The organism is Rummeliibacillus stabekisii (genome assembly GCF_007988965.1).
Classification (GTDB): domain Bacteria; phylum Bacillota; class Bacilli; order Bacillales_A; family Planococcaceae; genus Rummeliibacillus; species Rummeliibacillus stabekisii.
Window position 1 is genome coordinate 1,019,035 of the sequence record NZ_BJVD01000001.1, and the last position, 21,081, is coordinate 1,040,115.

The 21,081-nt window shown below is 37.1% G+C and carries 13 protein-coding genes; 1 reads left to right on the forward strand and 12 read right to left on the reverse strand.

Annotated features, from left to right (window positions below):
• Window positions 1-162: 162 nt before the first annotated feature.
• The 9 genes from secA to RST01_RS05115 form a co-directional block, all read right to left on the reverse strand.
• Window positions 163-2,670: a preprotein translocase subunit SecA gene (gene secA / locus RST01_RS05075; protein WP_147194632.1), complete on the reverse strand. Its 2,508-nt coding sequence runs from the start codon at window positions 2,668-2,670 to the stop codon at window positions 163-165.
• A gap of 390 nt (window positions 2,671-3,060) precedes the next feature.
• The gene (gene hpf, locus RST01_RS05080; RefSeq protein ID WP_147194634.1) at window positions 3,061-3,630 is read right to left on the reverse strand and encodes a ribosome hibernation-promoting factor, HPF/YfiA family; all 570 of its coding nucleotides are present in this window, start codon (window positions 3,628-3,630) and stop codon (window positions 3,061-3,063) included.
• Window positions 3,631-3,870: 240 nt separating this feature from the next.
• Window positions 3,871-8,427, reverse strand: coding sequence for a hypothetical protein (locus tag RST01_RS05085; protein ID WP_147194637.1), 4,557 nt, complete (start codon window positions 8,425-8,427; stop codon window positions 3,871-3,873).
• Window positions 8,428-8,570: 143 nt separating this feature from the next.
• Complete coding sequence (locus tag RST01_RS05090) at window positions 8,571-8,957, reverse strand: PilZ domain-containing protein (protein WP_147194640.1); 387 nt, start codon at window positions 8,955-8,957, stop codon at window positions 8,571-8,573.
• Window positions 8,958-9,075: 118 nt separating this feature from the next.
• Window positions 9,076-9,435, reverse strand: a complete 360-nt coding sequence (locus RST01_RS05095) for a flagellar protein FliT (protein ID WP_147194642.1) — start codon at window positions 9,433-9,435, stop codon at window positions 9,076-9,078.
• A complete protein-coding gene (fliS, locus tag RST01_RS05100) occupies window positions 9,435-9,833 on the reverse strand; it encodes a flagellar export chaperone FliS (protein ID WP_147194645.1) in 399 nt (132 codons plus the stop codon). The genes RST01_RS05095 and fliS overlap by 1 nt, the downstream gene beginning before the upstream one ends.
• 41 nt (window positions 9,834-9,874) lie before the next feature.
• Window positions 9,875-11,395, reverse strand: a complete 1,521-nt coding sequence (locus RST01_RS05105; RefSeq protein WP_147194648.1) for a flagellar hook-associated protein 2 — start codon at window positions 11,393-11,395, stop codon at window positions 9,875-9,877.
• A 12-nt stretch (window positions 11,396-11,407) separates the two neighbouring features.
• Window positions 11,408-11,749, reverse strand: coding sequence for a flagellar protein FlaG (locus RST01_RS05110; protein WP_066784695.1), 342 nt, complete (start codon window positions 11,747-11,749; stop codon window positions 11,408-11,410).
• 138 nt (window positions 11,750-11,887) lie between these two features.
• On the reverse strand, window positions 11,888-13,984 hold the full coding sequence (locus RST01_RS05115; protein ID WP_147194650.1) for a methyl-accepting chemotaxis protein: 2,097 nt from the start codon (window positions 13,982-13,984) through the stop codon (window positions 11,888-11,890).
• A 408-nt stretch (window positions 13,985-14,392) separates the two neighbouring features.
• Here RST01_RS05115 and RST01_RS05120 point away from each other — a divergent pair, with 408 nt between their 5' ends.
• On the forward strand, window positions 14,393-16,084 hold the full coding sequence (locus tag RST01_RS05120; RefSeq protein WP_147194653.1) for a methyl-accepting chemotaxis protein: 1,692 nt from the start codon (window positions 14,393-14,395) through the stop codon (window positions 16,082-16,084).
• A gap of 364 nt (window positions 16,085-16,448) precedes the next feature.
• Here RST01_RS05120 and RST01_RS05125 read toward each other — a convergent pair whose 3' ends face one another.
• The 3 genes from RST01_RS05125 to RST01_RS05135 all read right to left on the reverse strand — a co-directional run bounded on the left by RST01_RS05125 (window position 16,449) and on the right by RST01_RS05135 (window position 21,008).
• The gene (locus RST01_RS05125; protein ID WP_147194656.1) at window positions 16,449-18,014 is read right to left on the reverse strand and encodes a Vga family ABC-F type ribosomal protection protein; all 1,566 of its coding nucleotides are present in this window, start codon (window positions 18,012-18,014) and stop codon (window positions 16,449-16,451) included.
• Between the two features lie 321 nt (window positions 18,015-18,335).
• Window positions 18,336-19,787, reverse strand: coding sequence for a dihydrolipoyl dehydrogenase (gene lpdA, locus RST01_RS05130; protein WP_147194659.1), 1,452 nt, complete (start codon window positions 19,785-19,787; stop codon window positions 18,336-18,338).
• Window positions 19,788-21,008: a dihydrolipoamide acetyltransferase family protein gene (locus RST01_RS05135; RefSeq protein WP_147194662.1), complete on the reverse strand. Its 1,221-nt coding sequence runs from the start codon at window positions 21,006-21,008 to the stop codon at window positions 19,788-19,790.
• Window positions 21,009-21,081: the final 73 nt, after the last annotated feature.

Sequence of the window (21,081 nt, forward strand, 5' to 3'; positions counted from 1 at the left end):
TGTAGAAGGGAGAATTTTCTACAACTATACCTATGAAAAGACATAAAGGAGTTGTTCAAATTTTGAACAGCTCCTTTTGCCAATTACATCATTCATTTTAACCCACATTACGGGCAGAAGAGCTCATCAGCGGGAGAAAAAGGATCCCACTATTTTTACTCTTTATACAGCACCGTGGCAGTTTTTATATTTCTTACCGCTACCGCATGGGCATAAATCATTACGACCTACTTCTTGCTGTTTACGGACTGGCTTGCGTTTAGAAGTCTTTTCATCGGTTTTCGGATTTACCGCTTCACCCTTCGCTACTTCTTCACGTTCAAGATTACTGCGGATTTCTGCTTTCATTGCATATTGAGCAACGTCAGAACGGATTGCTTCTACCATTGCTTCGAACATCGCAAAACCTTCTGATTGATATTCACGAAGCGGATCTGTTTGAGCATAAGCACGTAGATGAATACCTTGGCGCAATTGATCCATTGCATCGATGTGGTCAATCCATTTAGAGTCAATTGCACGAAGCAAAATAACTTTCTCAAATTCGCGCATGCGGTCAGGCGTAAGTTCTTCTTCTTTGCGATCATATTCTTTTTGCACTTCAGTGCGAAGGAATTCAATGATTTCTTCTTGGGTTTTACCTTTGAATGAATCGACAGTAGCAACGCCTTCTGGTAGCAAATTAGCACCTACAAAACTTGCTAGTCCTGTTAGATTCCATTCAGTTGGATTTTCTTCAGTTGTATATGAATGAACTGCGCTAACTAGTACTTCGTCTACCATTGATTCAACTAAGCCACGCATATTCTCTGTTTCCAATACCTCATAACGCTCTTTATAGATGATTTCACGTTGTTGACGCAAAACATCATCATATTGCAATAAGCGTTTACGCGCATCGAAGTTATTGCCTTCTACACGTTTTTGAGCAGATTCAACGGCTTTGGATACCATTTTCGATTGGATTGGCTGTGTATCGTCCATCCCTAATCTTGTCATCATGTTTTTCATGCTTTCTGAGCCGAAACGTTTCATCAATTCATCTTCCAAAGAAAGATAGAATTGTGTGATACCAGGGTCACCTTGACGTCCAGCACGGCCTCGCAACTGATTATCGATACGGCGTGATTCATGACGTTCTGTACCAATAACGGCTAATCCGCCTAAATCTAGTACACCTTCGCCAAGTTTAATATCTGTACCACGACCAGCCATGTTTGTTGCAATAGTTACAGCGCCTTTTTGACCTGCTTCTGCAACAATCTCTGCTTCGCGCTCATGGTTTTTCGCATTCAAGACATTGTGCGGAATGCTGCGTTTTGCTAATAAGTGCGAGATTAATTCTGATGTTTCGATAGCAACGGTACCAACAAGTACTGGCTGTCCTTTTTGATGACGGTCTGCAATTTCATTTGCCACCGCTTCAAATTTACCTTGCATAGATGCATAGATTAAATCCGGACGGTCATCACGTGCAATTGGTTTGTTAGTCGGAATCACAACAACATTCATATTATAAATATTGCGGAATTCCTCTTCTTCCGTTTTAGCTGTACCTGTCATACCAGATAACTTTTCATACATACGGAAATAGTTTTGGAACGTAATAGTCGCCATGGTCATAGACTCGTTTTGAATTTCCACGCCTTCTTTTGCTTCGATGGCTTGGTGTAATCCTTCTGAATAACGGCGGCCTTGCATAATACGTCCTGTAAATGAGTCAACGATTAATATTTCACCGTCTTGTACCACATAATCAACATCCAAGTGCATACTAACATGCGCTTTTAACGATTGGTTAATGGCATGGTTTAGACCAACATGCGTTAAATCAAACAAGTTATCAATATTGAAAGCTCTCTCTGCTTTTTCAATCCCTTGTTCTGTCATTGTAACGCCTTTAGTTTCTACATCATAATTGTAGTCTTCATCTTGTTTCAATGTGCGTACAAACGCGTTTGATTGTTTGTATAAGGCAGCTGATTTATTCGCTTGACCAGAAATGATTAAAGGTGTACGGGCTTCATCGACTAAGATGGAGTCCACTTCATCGATTACTGCATAATGCAGCGGGCGTTGAACACGTTCTTCTTTATAAAGCACCATGTTGTCGCGCAAGTAGTCGAAGCCAAGTTCGTTGTTTGTGCTATATGTGATATCACAAGCATAAGCTTCTCTTTTTTCATCTTTTGACATGTTATTCAAGTTCAATCCAACTGTTAAGCCTAAAAATTCATATAATGGACGCATTGTTTCAGCATCACGGCTTGCTAAGTACTCGTTGACTGTAACAACATGCACGCCTTTATGAGTAAGGGCATTTAAGTAAACAGGTAAAGTGGAAGTCAACGTTTTACCTTCCCCTGTCTTCATCTCAGCAATATTCCCTTCATGAAGCGTTGCGCCCCCCATCAATTGAACTGGGTAAGGGTACATGCCTAAAACGCGTTTAGATGCCTCACGAACAACTGCAAAAGCTTCAGGGCGAATTTTATCTAAATCTTCGCCGTTAGAAAAACGTTCGTAGAATTCATTCGTTTTTGCTTTTAATTCTTCATCTGTTAATTTAGCCATATCTTCAGCAAATGCATCGACTGCACTTGCAACTTTTTCTAAGTGTTTTAATTCTTTTTTATTTGGATCAAAAATTTTATTTAATATGCTAGGCATTGATTTTCACATCCTATATAGTCTCAACCTTCATTTTAACACTGTCTGAACGTTTAAAGCAAATGAACAATTAGTAAAAATCTATTATTCCTAAACAAATAATACAAGGAAAAAAGATATACAGAATTGAAATTTACAAATCTATTCAGTGTGATGAATCAAATCATCTACTGTGAGCGTTCACTTAACATATAACAGTAATGATAACTTAACAGTAAAGTAAATAAATTGAAAAATCAATCTTTAATTTCTTTTAAAAGAAATACATAGAAGGAAAGGTTTGATTTCAAAAATTGATAATGAAGGATATCACACAAAAGCCCAGCTGAGCAAACATTAGGTTGCTCCTGCTGGGCTTATCTAAAAAGCAAATACTATGAATTTATTATCTTAACTAGTTTCAATCAGTCCGTATTTACCATCTCTACGTTTGTAGACAATATTTGTGCCGTCTGACTCTGCATCTGTGTAAATAAAGAAATCATGACCGAGTAAGTTCATTTGTAAAATGGCTTCCTCTTCGTCCATTGGTTTCAAGGAAAGTTGTTTTGTACGGACAACTGATAGTTCTTCCTCTGAATCATTCGGATCAGTTACTGCTCCAGGGGAATTATCAGTCTGAACATTTGCAAAGTAAATGCCTACTCCTTCACGATCGCGGAATTTACGATTGACTTTTGTTTTATGCTTGCGAATTTGACGTTCCAACTTGCCAATAATCAAGTCAACTGCAGCATACATATCATCATTAGCCTCTTCTGCACGTAAAGTTAAACTTTTCATAGGAATTGTTACTTCTACTTTCGTACTCTTGTCATTGTAAACCTTTAAATTTACATGAGCAATCGCATTAAGATCTTCATTGAAATAGCGTTCTAATTTTTGAAGCTTTGTTTCAACGTACTCTCGAATTGCTGGAGTTACCTCAATGTTTTCACCACGAATGTTAAATGTTAGCATGTAAACTCCTCCTTTAATCAACCATACTAATATTATTCTACAATGCCCGTTAAAACCCTTCTTAAAACACATAATTAATTAATTTTTTTTGATGTTGTTATTATGTTCTGCCACTATTTTGTCTTATTTCCACTAAAGTATATTGCTTGGGACTTAGATATAGAACATAATAATATATTTTTGATATTTTGGATTTCAAAAAAAGACCCGAACGCCATAACGGCTCGGGCCTTCATTATATTAAAGATTATCCAATTGGTTTTTAATATCATAAACCGCATAGAAATATTGATAGCGTTGAAGTACTTTGCGATCAATAAGCGTGCTTAATTTGATTTCTTCCCCCTTGATTAGCTTTGGTATATTTAGATCTTGGTAAAGCCGTTCAAGAATAACCATTTTGTCGACAATGTTTTTACTACATGTCCCAGTTTCACAATTATTATTTGTTTCATCAGCAGCAAGTTCCTCTACCTTGGCTACGCCTTTTTCAAAGTCTGCAAGCTTTTTAATAGAAGGTTCGATATTTTTATCTGTCCTATATTCTCTTAATTTGCTTTTATTCTTCACATAATTTTGGGCATTAACCGACATAGCGTCATAAGTTTTGCCTGCTTCAATGACTGCTTTTGTGTAACCAGACTTTCCAGGTGTAATAGCCACAATCTTTTTATCTAGCTCTTGAGCGGCTTTAATATTGTCACCTTCATTTAGCAAGGCCTTTTGAGGTACAGTTAACGATTCTTCTGCTATTGCCTTTTGGTCCTTCCCCAACTTATTGTACAGTGTTATGACCTGTGCAATATTATCAATATACTGATTATCATACGGAGTGCCAGGATCTGTTAGTATTGTCACAATTGAAACGATGGGAGCATATTTATTGTAAATAGCCAGTACTTTGCTATCTACATAAGTTAATGCTTTTTTGTCAAGTCCATTATACAATTTCACTGCTTCTAATATATCAGCATATGGACTTTTGGGATTCAAGCGATTGACAGCCTTCTCAAAAGCATCTGCCTTTTCTTTTGGCGTTTTGTATTCTGTCCCAGATTGTATACTATCAAAATCCGTTACAACATATTTTTTAGCCGTAGTCGACAATTTGCCATAATCTTGGATAAGTTTTTTCAAATCAGTACCGTACTTTTTACTGTTTGGATCAAGTGATTGATAGCTCTTATCGAGTTTTTGCGCTTGTTTGATAGCTGTTTCTTCGGTTAAAAATTCCTTATTCAAGCTTGTTGTTTTTGTAACAATAGCTTTTGGGTCTAACGATAATTTTTTATAAATGGCAATTGTGGAAAGCATTAATTGAATATCGTTATTGCTGTACTTTCCATTTTTATTTATCTTATCAATATTTATATACATATCTACTAAAGGAGCATAGCTATTATATTTTGCTAGCGTTGGCTTATCTAGAAGCGAAAGCTGTACTTCATTTAGTGCATTGTATTGTTTCACAAGAGAATTGACATCCTCGTACAAACTGTTCTTAGACAACTTGTTCAAAGCTTGAATAAATGCATCAATTTCGGCTTTAATAGTTGCTGCATTAAAACGATTAGCAAAATCCTCAATCTCTTTCGAGTAGATTACATAAGCCTGAACGTTTGGACCCGCATTCATGTATCTATAATACAGAGCAATTGCACCATCTCTATAGCTAGAGCTAGTTGGCTTTAACGCTTCATACGCTGCATTGATTTTTTGTGCTTCTAGGAAATTCTGAATCGCCACATCATTCAACGGGATAGACGGACGAATAATTTCATTTTCTTCAAAAACTCGATTTGAATCATACGGAATGTTGTGTGATTCTTCATACGAGTGGTCGTTTGCATACCTTGGCGCCTTGCTGACAATAGCTCTTTGCGGTGAATCTAATTGATTATAAAGAGTAATAACCTTTACAATACTATTTACGTCATTTTTATTTTTTAGTTTATCACCAGAAGCATATCCTTTTCCTTCGACAAACCGTCCATATTGCACATACATGCTTTTTGCGATGTCCTGAATTGTCAGGATATCTTCGAATTTATGATATTGTTCCATAATTGTTGGATCTATAATCGTTTCTAAAGGAACATTATACTGCGCATTAATCTTGTTGTATTTTACGTTATTCACATAGTAATCTTTGACTTTTTTTACATCTTGCACGCCTGGTGTATAGCCTTTATTACTAACTTCCGACAGGTCTTTCACCATTTGTTCGAATTCCCTAGCTGTCGCAAGTTGTGGAATATATCGCGTTGCTACTTCTTCCAAGGCCTTCTTGTTTGCTACATATTTTTTCACCTGTGACGGTGCACGGTCATAAAGAGTGTAATAGACTTTCAAAATGTCTACTTCATACTTGCTGTCAGTAGGTTTAATTTTTTCGAATGCTTTATCAATAGTTGCAGCTTGAGCTATCTCATCTCCATCTTGCAAAAATTTATATTTAGAGCGATCTGCATCATCTATTACTTTTTTCGGATCAGCTGCCAGCTTCTTATACGTTTTGATGGCTTGTTGAATATATTCAATATTAGTTGGTGAAATATCGTTTTCATTCGTAATTTTTATCAAATCAAACATTTGCATGATATCCGCAATTGGCTCATATTGCTTATATTTTTTTAAGATTTTGCTATCAACAAGATTGCTTATTTTTGAATAAGGTTCTACCTTTGCTAAATAGTAACGGACAACTGGCAGTACATCTTGCGTTGCATTACTTTTACGATTCAATTGGTTAACCATTTCTTCAAAGGTTGAGGCAAGCTGTTGTTGGCTTTTATAGGCTTGATCTAATCCTTCCATTTTTAGGCCATTTACCAAATATTTAAGCGTATCAGGTGATGCATCTAGATAATCGATGTGTACTTTTTTCGCTTCTTTCGGATAGTTTTTGCTCGATTTTTTCAGTTTAGCATAAGCTTTATCGAGTCCTTGCGCCTCTTTAATATTGGCTTCTTCACCTGCCAGCATCTCAATTGTCGGTTTGTGTGTTGTTGTCGAATTGTCTACAATTGCTTTTTGAGGAGTACCTAGCTTTTTATACGTTTTAATATTGGATAAAAGGTCAGTAATATTCTTTGTAGAATATCCATAATAACCATTACTTAATGTTTTATCTGGAATTTTATTAAACGCTGTTACCACTTGTGGAATGCCTGCGTATTGGTTGTATGTCTTAAGAACTATTTTATCTACTAATGCTGTTTGGTTTGGTTTTGCATTAGACATAGCATTATATTTTGCAACAACTGATTTTACATCTTGGAGAGTGCTATTTGCCGATAATTTACTAACGTCTATAGCAAAGTCATCAGCTGCTTTCTTTGCTTCTTTGTAAACTGGAGACGTAGGAATTGCGGCAATGGTAAGCGCATTCTTTATAAATCGTCTAACATCAATGATGGCATTATCATATGCATCAAAAACCTTCTGCAGGTCTGCTAAGTAAGTTGGACTCGTTTTTTTCTTTTGCACTGAATCATAACTTTTATCTATATTCTGTGCACTAGCCACATTTTTTTCTTCTAAAAGATATGGCTTTTTTTCCTTTGCGTTTGCTTGAACTATCTCTTTCTGATCTGCTCCAAGCTTTTTATATTTTGCAAGCTGGTCGATTAAATTATCAATTTGGGCTGAAGTTAATGAGCCTGGCGTAATGGTGGTAAAAGTAGGCAAGCTTTTTATTCCTTCAACTATGCTTGGTATGCTCTCGTACTTTTTATAAGTTGCTATTATCTTTTTGTCCACAATATCAATTGTAGCCAATTTGGGATAAACGTTCGGTGAAGAACTTGCTGTCGATTTGCTATAAAGTTTATAATCGCTAACAGCTTCCTTAATTTTATCAAACAGTTGATCTTCAGTAATCGTACCTTCATCAATGTTGTCTATAAGTGCTGAAAAAGTCTTAGCCTGTTCCATTTGTTTACTATATATTGTATTAATTTTAGCTATTTCAGTTCCGTTTGGCATAAAATCAGTCACAGCTTTTGGTGCATTTGTGTATTCCCAGTACAAAGCAACAGCATCTTTACCATACGTATTGCTGGATGTCTTTAAACTTGCATATTTTTTCTCCAATGTGGCAGCTGTTTTAATTGTGTCAGCTTGAGTTAGATAACCATTTAATTTACTTTTCTCGTCTGAACTCATTAAATGGTCTAACAGATTTTTTTGAGCGCCCGAAAGCTTATTATAAGAGGTTAAAAAGTTATATATTTTGGGGCCATTTTTTTCTTGTGTTCCGCTATTTGCATTTCCTACAGCTAGCGTCATTAAACGATAGGAACCTGTGACATTGCTATAATGATTTAATTTTTTTACTGTAGAAGCAGGAACAGCCGCTTTGGTTATTGCATTCATGCTATCATAGGTCTTTTTCAGCGGAGCAGCTTTTGTTCTGTAGTTTTTATCAGTTAATTTATTGACATCAGCTTGGAGCTTTTTTACTTTCTTAAGAGCTGGCTGTATTTTTGCCCAATGTTTTTTTAAAGTTGAATAATTCGCAACTAACTTTTTGTCTTTTTTCGATAGTTTATCGTATGCGCTTTTGGCAGTTTTTGTTTTTTGGATGTAGTCAGCTTTTTGAGATTTAATCGCTTTAATCTTATTAATAACTGCTTTAGCTTTTTTACTTGTTTTTTTGGATACCATCGTAATATCAGCATGGGTTGAGATATCAGGACCAGCTTGTGCTTCTGTACTTTCCTTGCTAGCAGCAGACAAAAACGCTGGCGCCATTAATACAGCTGCAAGTCCCATAGCGACAAATGATTTACGCATATGAATCCCCCTTTATGTAATGTTATTTATATAGTCTCTCTTCTATTATATCGGAAGAAAAATTGGTAATGTTAGAATAACTGGTTTATTAAGAAATGAAAAAACCCCGTAAAGATTTGTTTCTCTACGGGAATAGTCTAGATTTATACATGTTGTTTTTTATCAATAATTTCTTGTTTACGACGTAATTTCAATTCTGAAATTATCAGCGTTTCAATCAGCTCATCGGTTTCTAAATCAATACCATAATAATAATGGCCAAAAGCAGGACGCTTCCATTTCACTTCACCATGTACAGCAATAGGTTTGGTATGTAAGACAAAGAGAAGCTCAATAACGCAAACTTTGCCTTCAATTGGTAAATTATCGTTTAAAGCAATCCTCGCACCGCTGGGGCTTAAATCGACTAACTGGCAAAATTCTGAGGTTGAAGAAAAATCCTGTACAATTCCGTCCATTATTACTTTATACTTTGAAGTTATCCTGTTCTCAAATATATGCCGAAATGACTCGGTACGTTTAAACTTCATAACGCTTTCCAACACCTTTACTACTAAATTGTTTCTATTATAACGAGAGTGACAATATGAAGAATATAACAAAAAAAGACTCTAGCAAAAACAGCAGCCTTCGCTAGAGTAATTACTTTTACTTCTTACCATCAAAGTAGCTACCATCCATCACACGGACACTCGCATAAGGATCAACATAACTTCGTTCAGATTTCTTAGATAAATGGAGATTCTTTATATCTGTTGAGAGTTCATCTTTTTGGGCTTTCAAACGTTTTCGGATTCTTTCATCCAGCTCCCGCAACTGCTTTTCAAATGGATGACCCGGCAGTGGATTTACTTCCAACTGCTGTAGTTCCTCAATAATAGATCCCCGTTCATCTAGTAAACGTTCTGTGATTTGTAAATAATCATCCCGCTCTTTATCCGGCGGCAGCTCGGACAAATGTTTAAAAAGTTGCGCGGATACTTGCAATAGTTGTTGAAGCAAATCCATTATAATTGATTCCCAACAAACTGTTTTTGTCTGTTAAACTTAATGACTTCTTTCCATGTATCACGGAACTCTAACACTAAGCCCTCCACTTCATCAATAATGGAAGGGTCACTTTTTATATTCGCCTCCATTAAACGACGATTCATATAGTCGTAAAGCGGCATCATTTCATTAGAAACAGCTAGATCCATATTTAATGTGGACATTAATTCTGTGATAATATTTTGGGCTTTAATAAGATTTGTATTTTTCATTTCAATATTTTTTTCAAGAATTCCTTTTTTGGCATGATGCATAAATTTAAGACAGCCATTGTATAGAATAAGTGTTAGCTCACCAGGAGAGGCGGTTGTGACACTATTTTGTTTGTATGCATTATAAGCATTTTGTGCTTGCAAGTTGGACAACTCCTTTATATTTTACAAAGTTCTTAAATTATCTATTGGGCGAAGTAAGAGGCTTGGCTATTCGCACGTGCAATTGCATCCTCCATGGCAGAAAATTGCTTCCAATAACGGTCTTCAATCATTTTTAAGCGGTCTTTCCAATCAGCAATTTTGTCTGTTAGACCTTCAAGTTGTTTTCCAAGAGTATATGTGTTATCCACAGAAGAAGCTTTACCTGCACGTTCTTCAATTGTTTTTACGGTATCTTGAGAAATTTTACGCATTTGCGCAACTATCCCTGTGTTAGGCTGAGTAAAGATTTTCATTACGTTTTCTGGATCTTTCGTCAGGGCTTCTCGAAGCTTGTTTTCATCAATCTCTAACTTCCCGCCATCGTTGTAGGTTTTTGTTGTAGTAATGCCGATTTCAAATAGAGCTTTCTTATTTCCATCTCCAAATTCTACTGATTTATAAAGAGTGCTGCGCAGACTGGAAAGCGCATTACGCACAATAGAATCGCTACGTATTGATCCGGATTTCGCCTTTTCTTCCCATTTTTTAATTTGATCTTCAGTCATTTGAGAGCGCTGTGCATCGGTAAGTGGCTGATAATCCTTGTATTTGGCTTCACCAATCTTATCATTCAATGAGGTGATGAGATTATTGTACATGTTGACGAAGTCTTTCATCTTGTTTACCATTCCATCTGTATCAGTTGTGGATGTAACCGATATTGGACTGATAGAATCTTTAGCAAATTTTTCTTTTAGAGTAATAGTATATCCTGAAATAGAGAGTTGGTTTGACGTGCTATTCATCGTAATTCCGTTTATAGTATACTCAGCATTTGTACCCTCAATTATCTGTGCATCAGCTGCCTCGAAACCAAGGCCTTCCATAAGAGATTTATCATTAGCACTATCTGCTTGGATAGATGCCCCCCCATCCTTAGGTAATCCTGTTGCATTTGCGGTAAGTGACATTTTTCCGTCTGCAAAAATTGCTGTTATACCAACTTTATTCAGTTTACTTGTAAAACTAGATAATGTGTCTGTGCCTTTATATGCAATGCTTTCTTTTTTCATTGACCCATCTTTTTGTAAAACATTTAGAGTTAGGGTCCCTTCTTCTGATGAAAATCCAGGAATTTGAGATAATAATGTATTTTCATCAGCTATCCCTGAATTTGTTGTAATTTTTCCTGACACTAACCTACCAGAAGTTGCAAGGCTTGTGATACTTTCTATAGAAAGCGATCCGCTAGCTGTTGAAGATGCAGTAGCAGAGATTTTAGAGCTATCGGATACATTAACTGTTTTTGTCGGGAATTTACTTTGCAAACCAAATTCGTCAAAAAATGTTTTTTCAAATGTGGATAGCTTTGTGTTCACTTCCCGATAAGCATCTCGTTGCCATTCATATTTTTGCTTTTGTTGTACAAGTTTTTCCATTTGCATGCTTTGCGCTTGCATTAGTTTTTCTACCATAGATTCCGTATCAATTCCAGATGCTAATCCTGTAATACGGCTACCGCTTGTTTGTAAATATGAATAACTCGAAATATTGTTCGCCATTTCATTCACTCCTTAAATCTTTTCGTCTACTATATTTCCGATAATCTTTTGCATTTCATAGTAAGCATCTAATACTTGTTTCGATGGGATTTCACGAATAACTTCATCTGTTTTCGAGTCGACCACTTTGACATAATACTCTTTCAATCCATCATGATAGACAAACTTCAAGTTATTATTATGTACCTCCATGAACTCATTCAACTTGTCTATTGCCTTCTGGAAAGTGGCTTTCGGTATGTCATTTTCTTTGTTTTGATTTAAACTTTCTTCCGTTGATTCATTCGCATTTTTTGTTAAAGGTGTATTTGCTATAGCCGGATCGACCGGCGGCATCTGTGAAGCAATTCGCATAGACAGATTCCTCCCTACAATTAGCATGCATAATTAGTTACCTTTAATATCGGATAAGTCTTTTGCTTTTCAATAGTTCATTAGAAAGAAATCAAAAAACCGCCCCTCCAAATAGGAATAGGCGGTTTGTCTGTTCAATTATTTAAAACGTTCAATAACATCTTCTAATTCACCGGCAATTTGTTTCATATGCTCAGTAGAAGTAGACACATGCTCCATTTCTTGTTGTTGTTGGACAGCAGATGCACTCACTTCTTCCGCTGATGCAGCCGTTTCATCCGAAATTGCTGCTACATTGCGGATTGCTTCCATCGCTCTTTCTTTATATGTCAGCATTTCTTCTAGCTTATGAGACAATTGCTCAATGGAGCCACCCATTTCTTTTGCTACTGACGCGTTTTCCATAAATGTTGTCTCGGTATCAGAGACAGATCGATTGGTGGTTTCCATCAATTCTATATTATGTTGAATAAGCGAAACTGTTTGAGCTGTTTCATTCAAAATTTCTTTCACTGTATGCTGGATACTTTCTGTTTCTGTACGTGATTGCTCAGCCAACTTTCTTACTTCTTCTGCCACAACCGCGAATCCTTTGCCATGCTCCCCTGCTCTTGCAGCTTCGATACTCGCATTCAGTGCCAATAAATTAGTTTGTGCTGTAATGCCCTGGATCGATTCAATGACCGCATTAATTTTTGTCATCTTATGAGATAGAACTGAAATTTGAGCTTCCACTTTACTGTTCATATCGTTAGTGGTTTCATGATGATTACGAAGCAATTCTACTTGCTTAATTCCTTGTTTAGTAGAATGTGCTGATTTCAGTGACAACTGATCCATATTTGCAGAAAGTGCTGCTAACGCATCAATCTGTGAAGAAAGATCCACCATTTGCTGATTTGTATTTTCTGCATCAATTGATTGTTGTTGTGCACCTTGCGCAATCTGTTCTACTGCTGCTGCCACTTCTTCGCTCGCCGCTGAAACCTCTTCAAATGCACGATGCACGTTCGTAGATGTTTGATTCAAGCGCGAAGTAGATTCTTTAACCGTGCCAATGACTTCATTTGTTTGGTCTAACATATCATTGAATGCTATAGCTACAAGCCCAATTTCATCTGGACGTATTTGCGATTCATCTATTTTCTCAGTTAGATCACCTGAAGCTGCTTTTTCAATGGATTTTCTTAAGCTGGCAAGAGGTTTCATTTGATGATGAATGAACCAGAACGATACTGCCGCCATCAGGATGATGATAATAACACCTGCAATGATTGTTAGAGTTAAAATAGATTTAAACGTAGCCAGAATACTTGATTTAGGAACTACCGACTGCACGCTCCATACCTCATCTGCTCCCTCGACTTTTATTGGTGCAAATGCGTTAAACGCTTGTTCTTTTAATTGCTTCGAATCTACATACAGACTTGGTATATCACCTTTTGTCAATTGACTTTTTACCGGTTTCCAATTAATCGCATTCGCCATGTTGGTTCCAGTGATTTTGGGGTTTATACTATTCGCTACCACAGTCCCATTGTCTGTGATAATGCTCGCATAACCTCCATCAGGCTTCATGTCCTTAACCAATTCATTTAAGAAATCCATTGAAATTCCAGCTGTTATTACACCTGCAAATTGATGATCTTCTGTATAAATAGGCGTAGCTATAGAAGCCACATAAATAGATTCATTTCCTACTTTAAACTCCTGTGGTTCCGTTAATACAGTACGATCTTCATTTTTGGGAATAGCGTACCATTTACTTATCTCTTCATTATCATATCCGACTGCTGGTACTACGTTAACTTGATCATTATTTTTTAACATGTATGGAATGTATCGCCCATTCTCATCCAACAATTTCGAATCTACTAAATTCTTTTTAGGTGCAATATTTTTTTCTAAAATTATAGATATGCCGGTAAGCTGCGAAGTATTATCTAAGTTTTGCTTCATAATACTTAAAACTGATTGTGCTGTCAGTTTATGATCGTTTGCAAGTGCTTCTAACGCATGTTTTGTCGCCTTTATTGTTTCTTCTGTGGCCTCAAATCGTTCAGAAACTTCAGCGGCATATAGCTTCGAATGCTCTTTTGCATATTTTTCTGAGTCCTGGATACTTTTTTGATATAAATTGATACTTACTAATACCGAATATATCAGGAACAATATTAGAAACAGCCCTATAATTACCCCTGACAATCTCCAACCTATACTTTTGGTCTTCTTCATGTGTTTTTTCTCCCCTAGTTGTCTGCTATGTATAGCAATTTGGACCAATATACCCAAAAGGCGACTGGTACGTTAAACTATTCTACCATGCCTGCTAAATAGTAAAAAGTAATAAGTATTTTTCCAGAAATATTCCAAAGAATAAAAATTTTAGGTTTCAATTTAAAAATATTGTAAATTTAATAACATGTTATTATAATAGAAAAGTTGCTGGGCAATTTGACTTAATAACTATATAAAGATGCTTTTCTCATTGAAAAAGGTGTATTTACAGATTATAAATACCTTTGTACATAGCAAAATAAAGCATAATATAGGTCAAAAGATTTGATGTTTTAAAGAAACAACAAATTCCCAATAGAATAAAAAAATATGCTACAAAAGCATGGCAGAAAAGGATGATTTAAAATGAAATGGACCATTAACCGAAAACTTCTCGGTGGTTTCGGAGTAGTAATTGCACTTTTAATTACTATGGTCGCAATAAGCTTTTCCCAACTTCGTTCAGTGAATGATAGTTATAGCTTTCTATTGCAAGACAAAGCGCAGAAAGCTGTAGATATTAAAGATTTACAGGTAGCGTTGAAGCAAGAAATGTTTAGTTTAAGAGGATTCTTACTTTTAGGTGGCGATCAAGCTTTACAAGAATACACGCAATCACGCGAGGATTTTAAAAACCAGTATGACAATCTACAAAGTAGATTTAAGATCCCCGAAGCAAAGAAAATGTTAAGTGATTTAAATAGTATTGAAGATGAATATAATCAACTCTCCGAGCAAATCATTGCGCTCCAAAAACAAAAGAAAACAGAAGAAGCAAACCTTTTAATGACTTCAAAAGGTAAAGATATTGTAAGTCGTATTAATGAACAATCAAAAAAACTGTCTGATTATCAAAATGATATTCTAGACAAAGGAAATAAAGAAACAACAGATACAGTAATGCATACAATAAATATTTTAATTCTAATTGGCATTATAGCAGTCATAGTTTCGATTGCCATCGCATGGTTCATCGGCCGTCTTATATCTAAGCCGCTCATCGCCATTGCACAATCAACCTCGCGCGTTTCAGACGGTGATTTAACTGTTGAGCCTATTCAAGTAAAAAATAAAGATGAAATTGGCGATTTAGCTCAATCATTCAATTTGATGACCGATAACCTTCGTAGTTTAATTCATAAAGTAAACAATAATGCAGTCCAAGTTGCTTCTTCAGCAGAAGAATTAACTGCTAGCGCTGAACAAACTTCACTGGCGACAAACCAAATTGCAACGAGCATCCATGAAATTTCTAGCGGTGCAGAATTGCAAGGCCAAGGTGCAATGGAAAGCTCTAGTGCAATGAATGAAATGACAGTAGGTATTCAACAGGTAGCCGAATCTTCAGCACAAGTTTCTGAACTATCAAGCGATACATTAAAAGAAGCTAATAATGGCCATGACTCGTTGAAAAAAGTGATTTCCCAAATGAACACCATTACAGATGTAGTAGATGATTCTGCTAGAGTCGTCAAAAACTTGGGCAGCCATTCTGAAGAAATCGGCCATATTATTGAGGTGATAACTTCAATCGCCGATCAAACAAATTTGTTGGCACTAAACGCTGCGATTGAATCAGCTCGAGCTGGCGAACATGGTAAAGGCTTCGCAGTAGTTGCTGCCGAAGTACGAAAATTAGCTGAACAATCCAAGCAATCCGCTGACCAAATCGCTCAATTGATCAGCAAAATTCAAAATGATACGGCACGTGCAGTAGATGTTATGACACAAGGAACACATGAAGTGCAAGTAGGCATGACTGTCGTACATGAAGCTGAGACTGGCTTTAAAGAGATTGTGAAATTAATAGAACAAGTTTCTACCAAAATAGAAGAATCTACAGCTATCTCTGAAGAAATGTCAGCAGGCGCTGAACAAATCAACGCCACTATGGAAGATATAGCTCAAATAGCACAAACTTCCGCTACAAATACTCAACACGTGGCTGCTGCTTCTGAAGAGCAACTGGCATCAATGGAGGAAATTTCTTCTTCTGCTTTGGCGCTTTCTAAGATGGCGGAAGAGTTGCAAGAACATGTGAACCAGTTCAAAATCTAATTTATCCTTGATTTATAACTTTTAAATATCAACACACACGAAAAAGACGCTACTCGATTGAGTAGCGCCTTTTTCATCCCAGTTGCGGGATTCAAGGGAAATTACTAGAAAAAATTTCTAGCGCTAAATATAACGGTTCAGGACGAGTGTTCCTTTCGCCCGGAAACTAAATTCCCCGTACAAGGTGTTTTCCAATACATCTTCTGCAGTCGCTGTTAAACACTTCATGTCTATCAGTCCCCTTCGTTGTAGTATTGTTTTTCCCTTGTATTCTATATATACCCGCTGTCGCAGGCTTAAAACATATTTTATAAAATTTGTTAGGATTGATAGTAGCTTTTTTGTCGAACTACCTATTACGGAGCTAGTTTAATTCCCTTTTTTCTTTCAGCAGCCTTTGAAATTCCTTCTCTAATTCACTAGAAGGTTCAATACTTAGACGGCTGAGCACTTCTGTTATTTTTGTCTCTAATAAGAGAAGCTGGTCTGACTTAGGATTATCTTTTTTAGGCTTTTGTTGCTGTACATATTGCGGATAACTACCTTCGAAAATATGGATCTTCTGCTTCTTAATCTCCAATATTCGAGTTGCAATCTTTTCAATAAATTGACGGTCATGCGATACAAAAATAATTGTGCCTTCATAATCTTGCAGGAGTGATTCTAAAGCTTCTACCGCTTCAGTATCTAAGAAATTAGTCGGCTCATCTAGCACTAATGTATTTAGATCACTGACAAATAATTTGGCGAACGCTACTTTTACTCGTTCACCCCCGCTTAATACACCAACAGGTTTATACACATCATCATGATAGAAATGCAAGCGTGCAAGAACTGTACGAATTAGGTCTTCCCCTCTTTTAGAAGTAGATTGCACGTTTTCTAGGATTGTTTTTTCGGTGTCTAATATATCGAGTTTCTGACTGAAATAGCCCATTTGAATAGAGGGAGAGATCGAAATGCCTGCATCTCTTGCCATTATTTTTTTAAGGAGCGTTGTTTTCCCTGTTCCATTTGCTCCGATTATTGCTAATTTATCGCCGCCTCGTATGAAGAAGCTTGCTTTTTTCCATAGCTTTCTTTCCCCGAAAGACCCTTCCACATTTTCTATTCGAAAGACAATACGTCCATTCACTAAATCTGCATGAGGTAAATCCATTTTTATAGGGGCACGCTCTTTGCTCTTTTCCACTTTTTCAAGATTTTCTATTCTCGTTTCAATGGCTTTAGCAGATTGATATAACTTTTTTTGTTTTTTTGCAAAGTATGGCTTTGTTCCAGTAATTCTAGCTTCCGAGGAGCTCAGCTTTTTCGGTTTTTTTGTGGCTCTTTTTGCTTTTTCTTCTTTTAATATTAAAGCTTCTTCAAGCTGTTTCTTTTCTTTTACGTACTTTTCGTATGCCGCTTGCTCTTGATTCTTTTCCACTTCTTTTTGTTTTACATATTCACTATAATTGCCTTTATATTTTGTCAGCTGGCCATCTCTTATTTCCCATATACTCGTGCAGAGAGCATCCAAAAATGTCCGGTCATGTGATACTAAAATAAATGCTCCTTGCCAGCTTTTCATACTTTTTTCCAACCAGCTGATATGAGAAAGGTCCAAATGAGTAGTCGGTTCATCTAATAGCAGTAAGCCTGAATTTCGATTGAGGCTTTTTTGAATATATTCTTGTGTGACTTCTCCACCACTTTTGGTTGTGACATCAACCTTTATTTGCGGAATATACTCACACTCTACATATTGATGCACAAACCCATTATCAGGCGTTATTTTCTGAGCTAAAATCTGTAATAGTGTCGTCTTTCCGCTTCCATTCGGTCCAACCAGCCCAATCCGTTCATGCTGTTGCACCTCGAGTTCTGTAATATCCAACAACAAACGATCTTTTACATAATGTTTTATTTGTCCCGCTTTTAATACCTGCATAAATTCATCTCCTTTTGGAGACAGAAAAAGCCTCCTATTTTATGCAGAATAGGAGGCATTCATAAATAGAGGATCATTAAATAAGCCTATAAAAAGACCATTCAATCCAACTATAGAAATACAATCCTATTCTGAAAATGACAATTGAAGGCATCAAAAAGAAGCGGTGTCCGCCTACTTAAAACCTTCATTTGTGTGTTTTCAATCATAGGATTAGTAAATCATTTAGTTGGGTCACCCTCTCGTCCGTTTGAATTACAATTATCTTAAACCAAAGAGCAAAATTCTGTCAAATGAAATTTGCCCTCTGTGAAAAATCTTTTACCTAATAAAGCTCAAGGAACTTTCCTTTTGCCTTTTTCCCTTTGGTACAGTATGGATTGCCTGGCCAATAAGCCCTTCCACACTTTCTAACAGGGCTTCATTCATACTAGGGTGGGCAAAGGCCGGAAATTTTGCATCCTCTTCTTTCGCTGCCATTTCCAATAGTTGAACAAATGTGCTTGATAGCTCAACCGCTCCTTCTCCTATCATATGAATGCCCAAAATAATGTCATTTGAAGCATCTGTCACTACTTTAATAAAGCCATCTTTGTTGCCAGTAATCATGGCATAGCCATTACTCCCCAATGCAAATTGATTTACACGAAGATCGATTCCAAGATTTTGGGCTTGCTGTTCAGTCAAACCAACTGAAGCAATTGGCGGAATGGAATGAACAATGGTTGGTAGGAATGCTAAATCTACCTCCGGATTGCCACCAGCAATCGATTCTACTGCGGCTTTGCCTTGCTTGATTGCCTTTACTGCGAGAAGTGGACCTTCCGTCACATCCCCGATCGCGTAAATAGAGGGAACTGTTGTCCTCATATTTCGATCAATCTTTATAAACCCATTTACATTTTGCTCGATACCAAATCGTTGTAGCCCTAGATCCTCTACATTCGGCTTCCTGTTCCCTGCTGCGAACAAATGTGTACCTGAAACATCCTCTTCTTTTCCTTGCGTTCTGAACCTTACATCTATACCTGCTTCTGTTTCCTCGGCTGACAAAATCTTCGCTTCTTTGTAGACCTTTATCTTCTTTTTCTTCAGTAACCTGTTCAATTCCTTAGTGATAGAACTATCAAATATAAAATCATCTGTGTCTTCCAATAGAATTGTCACTTGAGCCCCTAATGCATGAAAGCTTGAAGCCACTTCTAGCGATATATAATCATGGCCATAAACGATTAAATGCTCGGGCAACTCCTGCAAATCAAATATTTCCTGAGAAAGCAGCATACGCTTATTGTTTTTTGGACATCCCTCTGGCAACACAGGGCTACTACCTGTAGCGATAATTGCTTGCTTGAACGTATAAATATCAAATTGGTGGCCATTTTCAACACCAATCCGATCTTCTCCAATCAATCCTGCCTTCCCTTTAATTATCTCTACTTTATTGGCTTTGCAAAGTGTTTCTACACCACTTCTGAGTTGATCAGTCACTTTCGATTTATAAGAAAGCAGCTTGTTTAGGTTAAATGATGTTTCCCCAACGAAAAGACCTAGCTCTTTCATATGCCCAGTTTCTGACTGTTTTTTCGCAGCATATGTAAACACTTTAGACGGAATGCAGCCCCTATTCAAACAAACGCCGCCAAGTTTTTCTTGCTCAATCAACGTTACGGATACTCCAAGCTGCGCAGCACGAATGGCCGCACTATATCCGCCGGGGCCGCCACCGATAATGACCAAATCTCTTTCTTGACTGATATCTCCAACGACCATCTATATCATCTCCAGCATCAGTTTGTTTGGCTGTTCAATTAAACTAGCAAAACGATTTGTAAATGCCACCGCAGTAGCACCATCTGCAACACGATGATCAAAAGACATGGACAATGTCATCACATGTCCAATAACAATCTCATCATTCTCCGTCACGATTGGTACTTTTTTTGTTTTATGGAAAGCGATCAGTGCTGTTTCCGGATAGTTGATAATTGGTGTTGCACCTGTACTTCCAAGCGGGCCCACATTACTAACAGTAAATGTGCTGTTTTGAATTTCAGCAGCCACAAGCTTACCGTCTTTCGCCTTTTCATTTAAGCATTTCATCTCATCATGAATCTGTTGTATTGATTTCTTATCAGCATGATGAATAACTGGCACAATTAAGCCCTCTTTTGTATCTACTGCCATGCCAAGATGGTACTCTTTTTTCAGCAGGATTCTATCGTTTTCTTCATCAAGCTCCGCATTAAATACAGGGAAATCTTTCAAAGCAAATACCAGGGCTTTCATGAAGAAAGCAGGCACCGATACATGAACGCCTTCCTTCTTTAATTCCTCCCGCAGCTTCAGTAGATTTGTCATATTGACTTCGTCAAAATGGGTCACATGTGGAATCGTAAAGAGGGATTTTGTCATTTTCTTCGCGATTTGTTTGCGTATACCCCGGAACGGAATTTCATCAGGCGATATTGGCTTTGCCAGGAATTCTGGCTCTACCATAGTCGATACAGCTTCCTTCTCTGCTAACTGTTCTCCCTTCATAAACCGGTATACATCTTCTTCTGTTACCCTTCCAGAGGGATCCGATGGTGTAACATCTTCAATATTGATATGGTGATCGCGTGCAATTTTGCGTGTATAGGGAGTAGCTAATACGCGATTAAACGAAGAAACAAACTCATTTTTCTCCTTTAATAGCACCGGAACTTCTTCTTTAGGAGTTTCAGATGCCTTCCCTTCACTAACAGGTTCTAAGCTTCCTTCTCCTTCAATGTAAAGCAGCGTCGTACCTACAGCTACTGTTGTGCCTGTACTAATAATAATTTCTTTTATTGTACCGGCTCCAGGTGAGGGCAATTCAGCCACCATCTTATCCGTCTGCACTTCTACAAGCGGCTGGTCAGCTATCACCCGATCTCCTGGTTTAACAAGGTAATGAATAATTTCACCTTCTGTCATTCCTTCTCCGATATCATGAAGTTTTACCTCTAGCATAGACGTTCCCCCATTTCAAAAAACATAATGCATTTATTCTCTTTATAGAAAAATAGAAGACGCCAGGAATTGG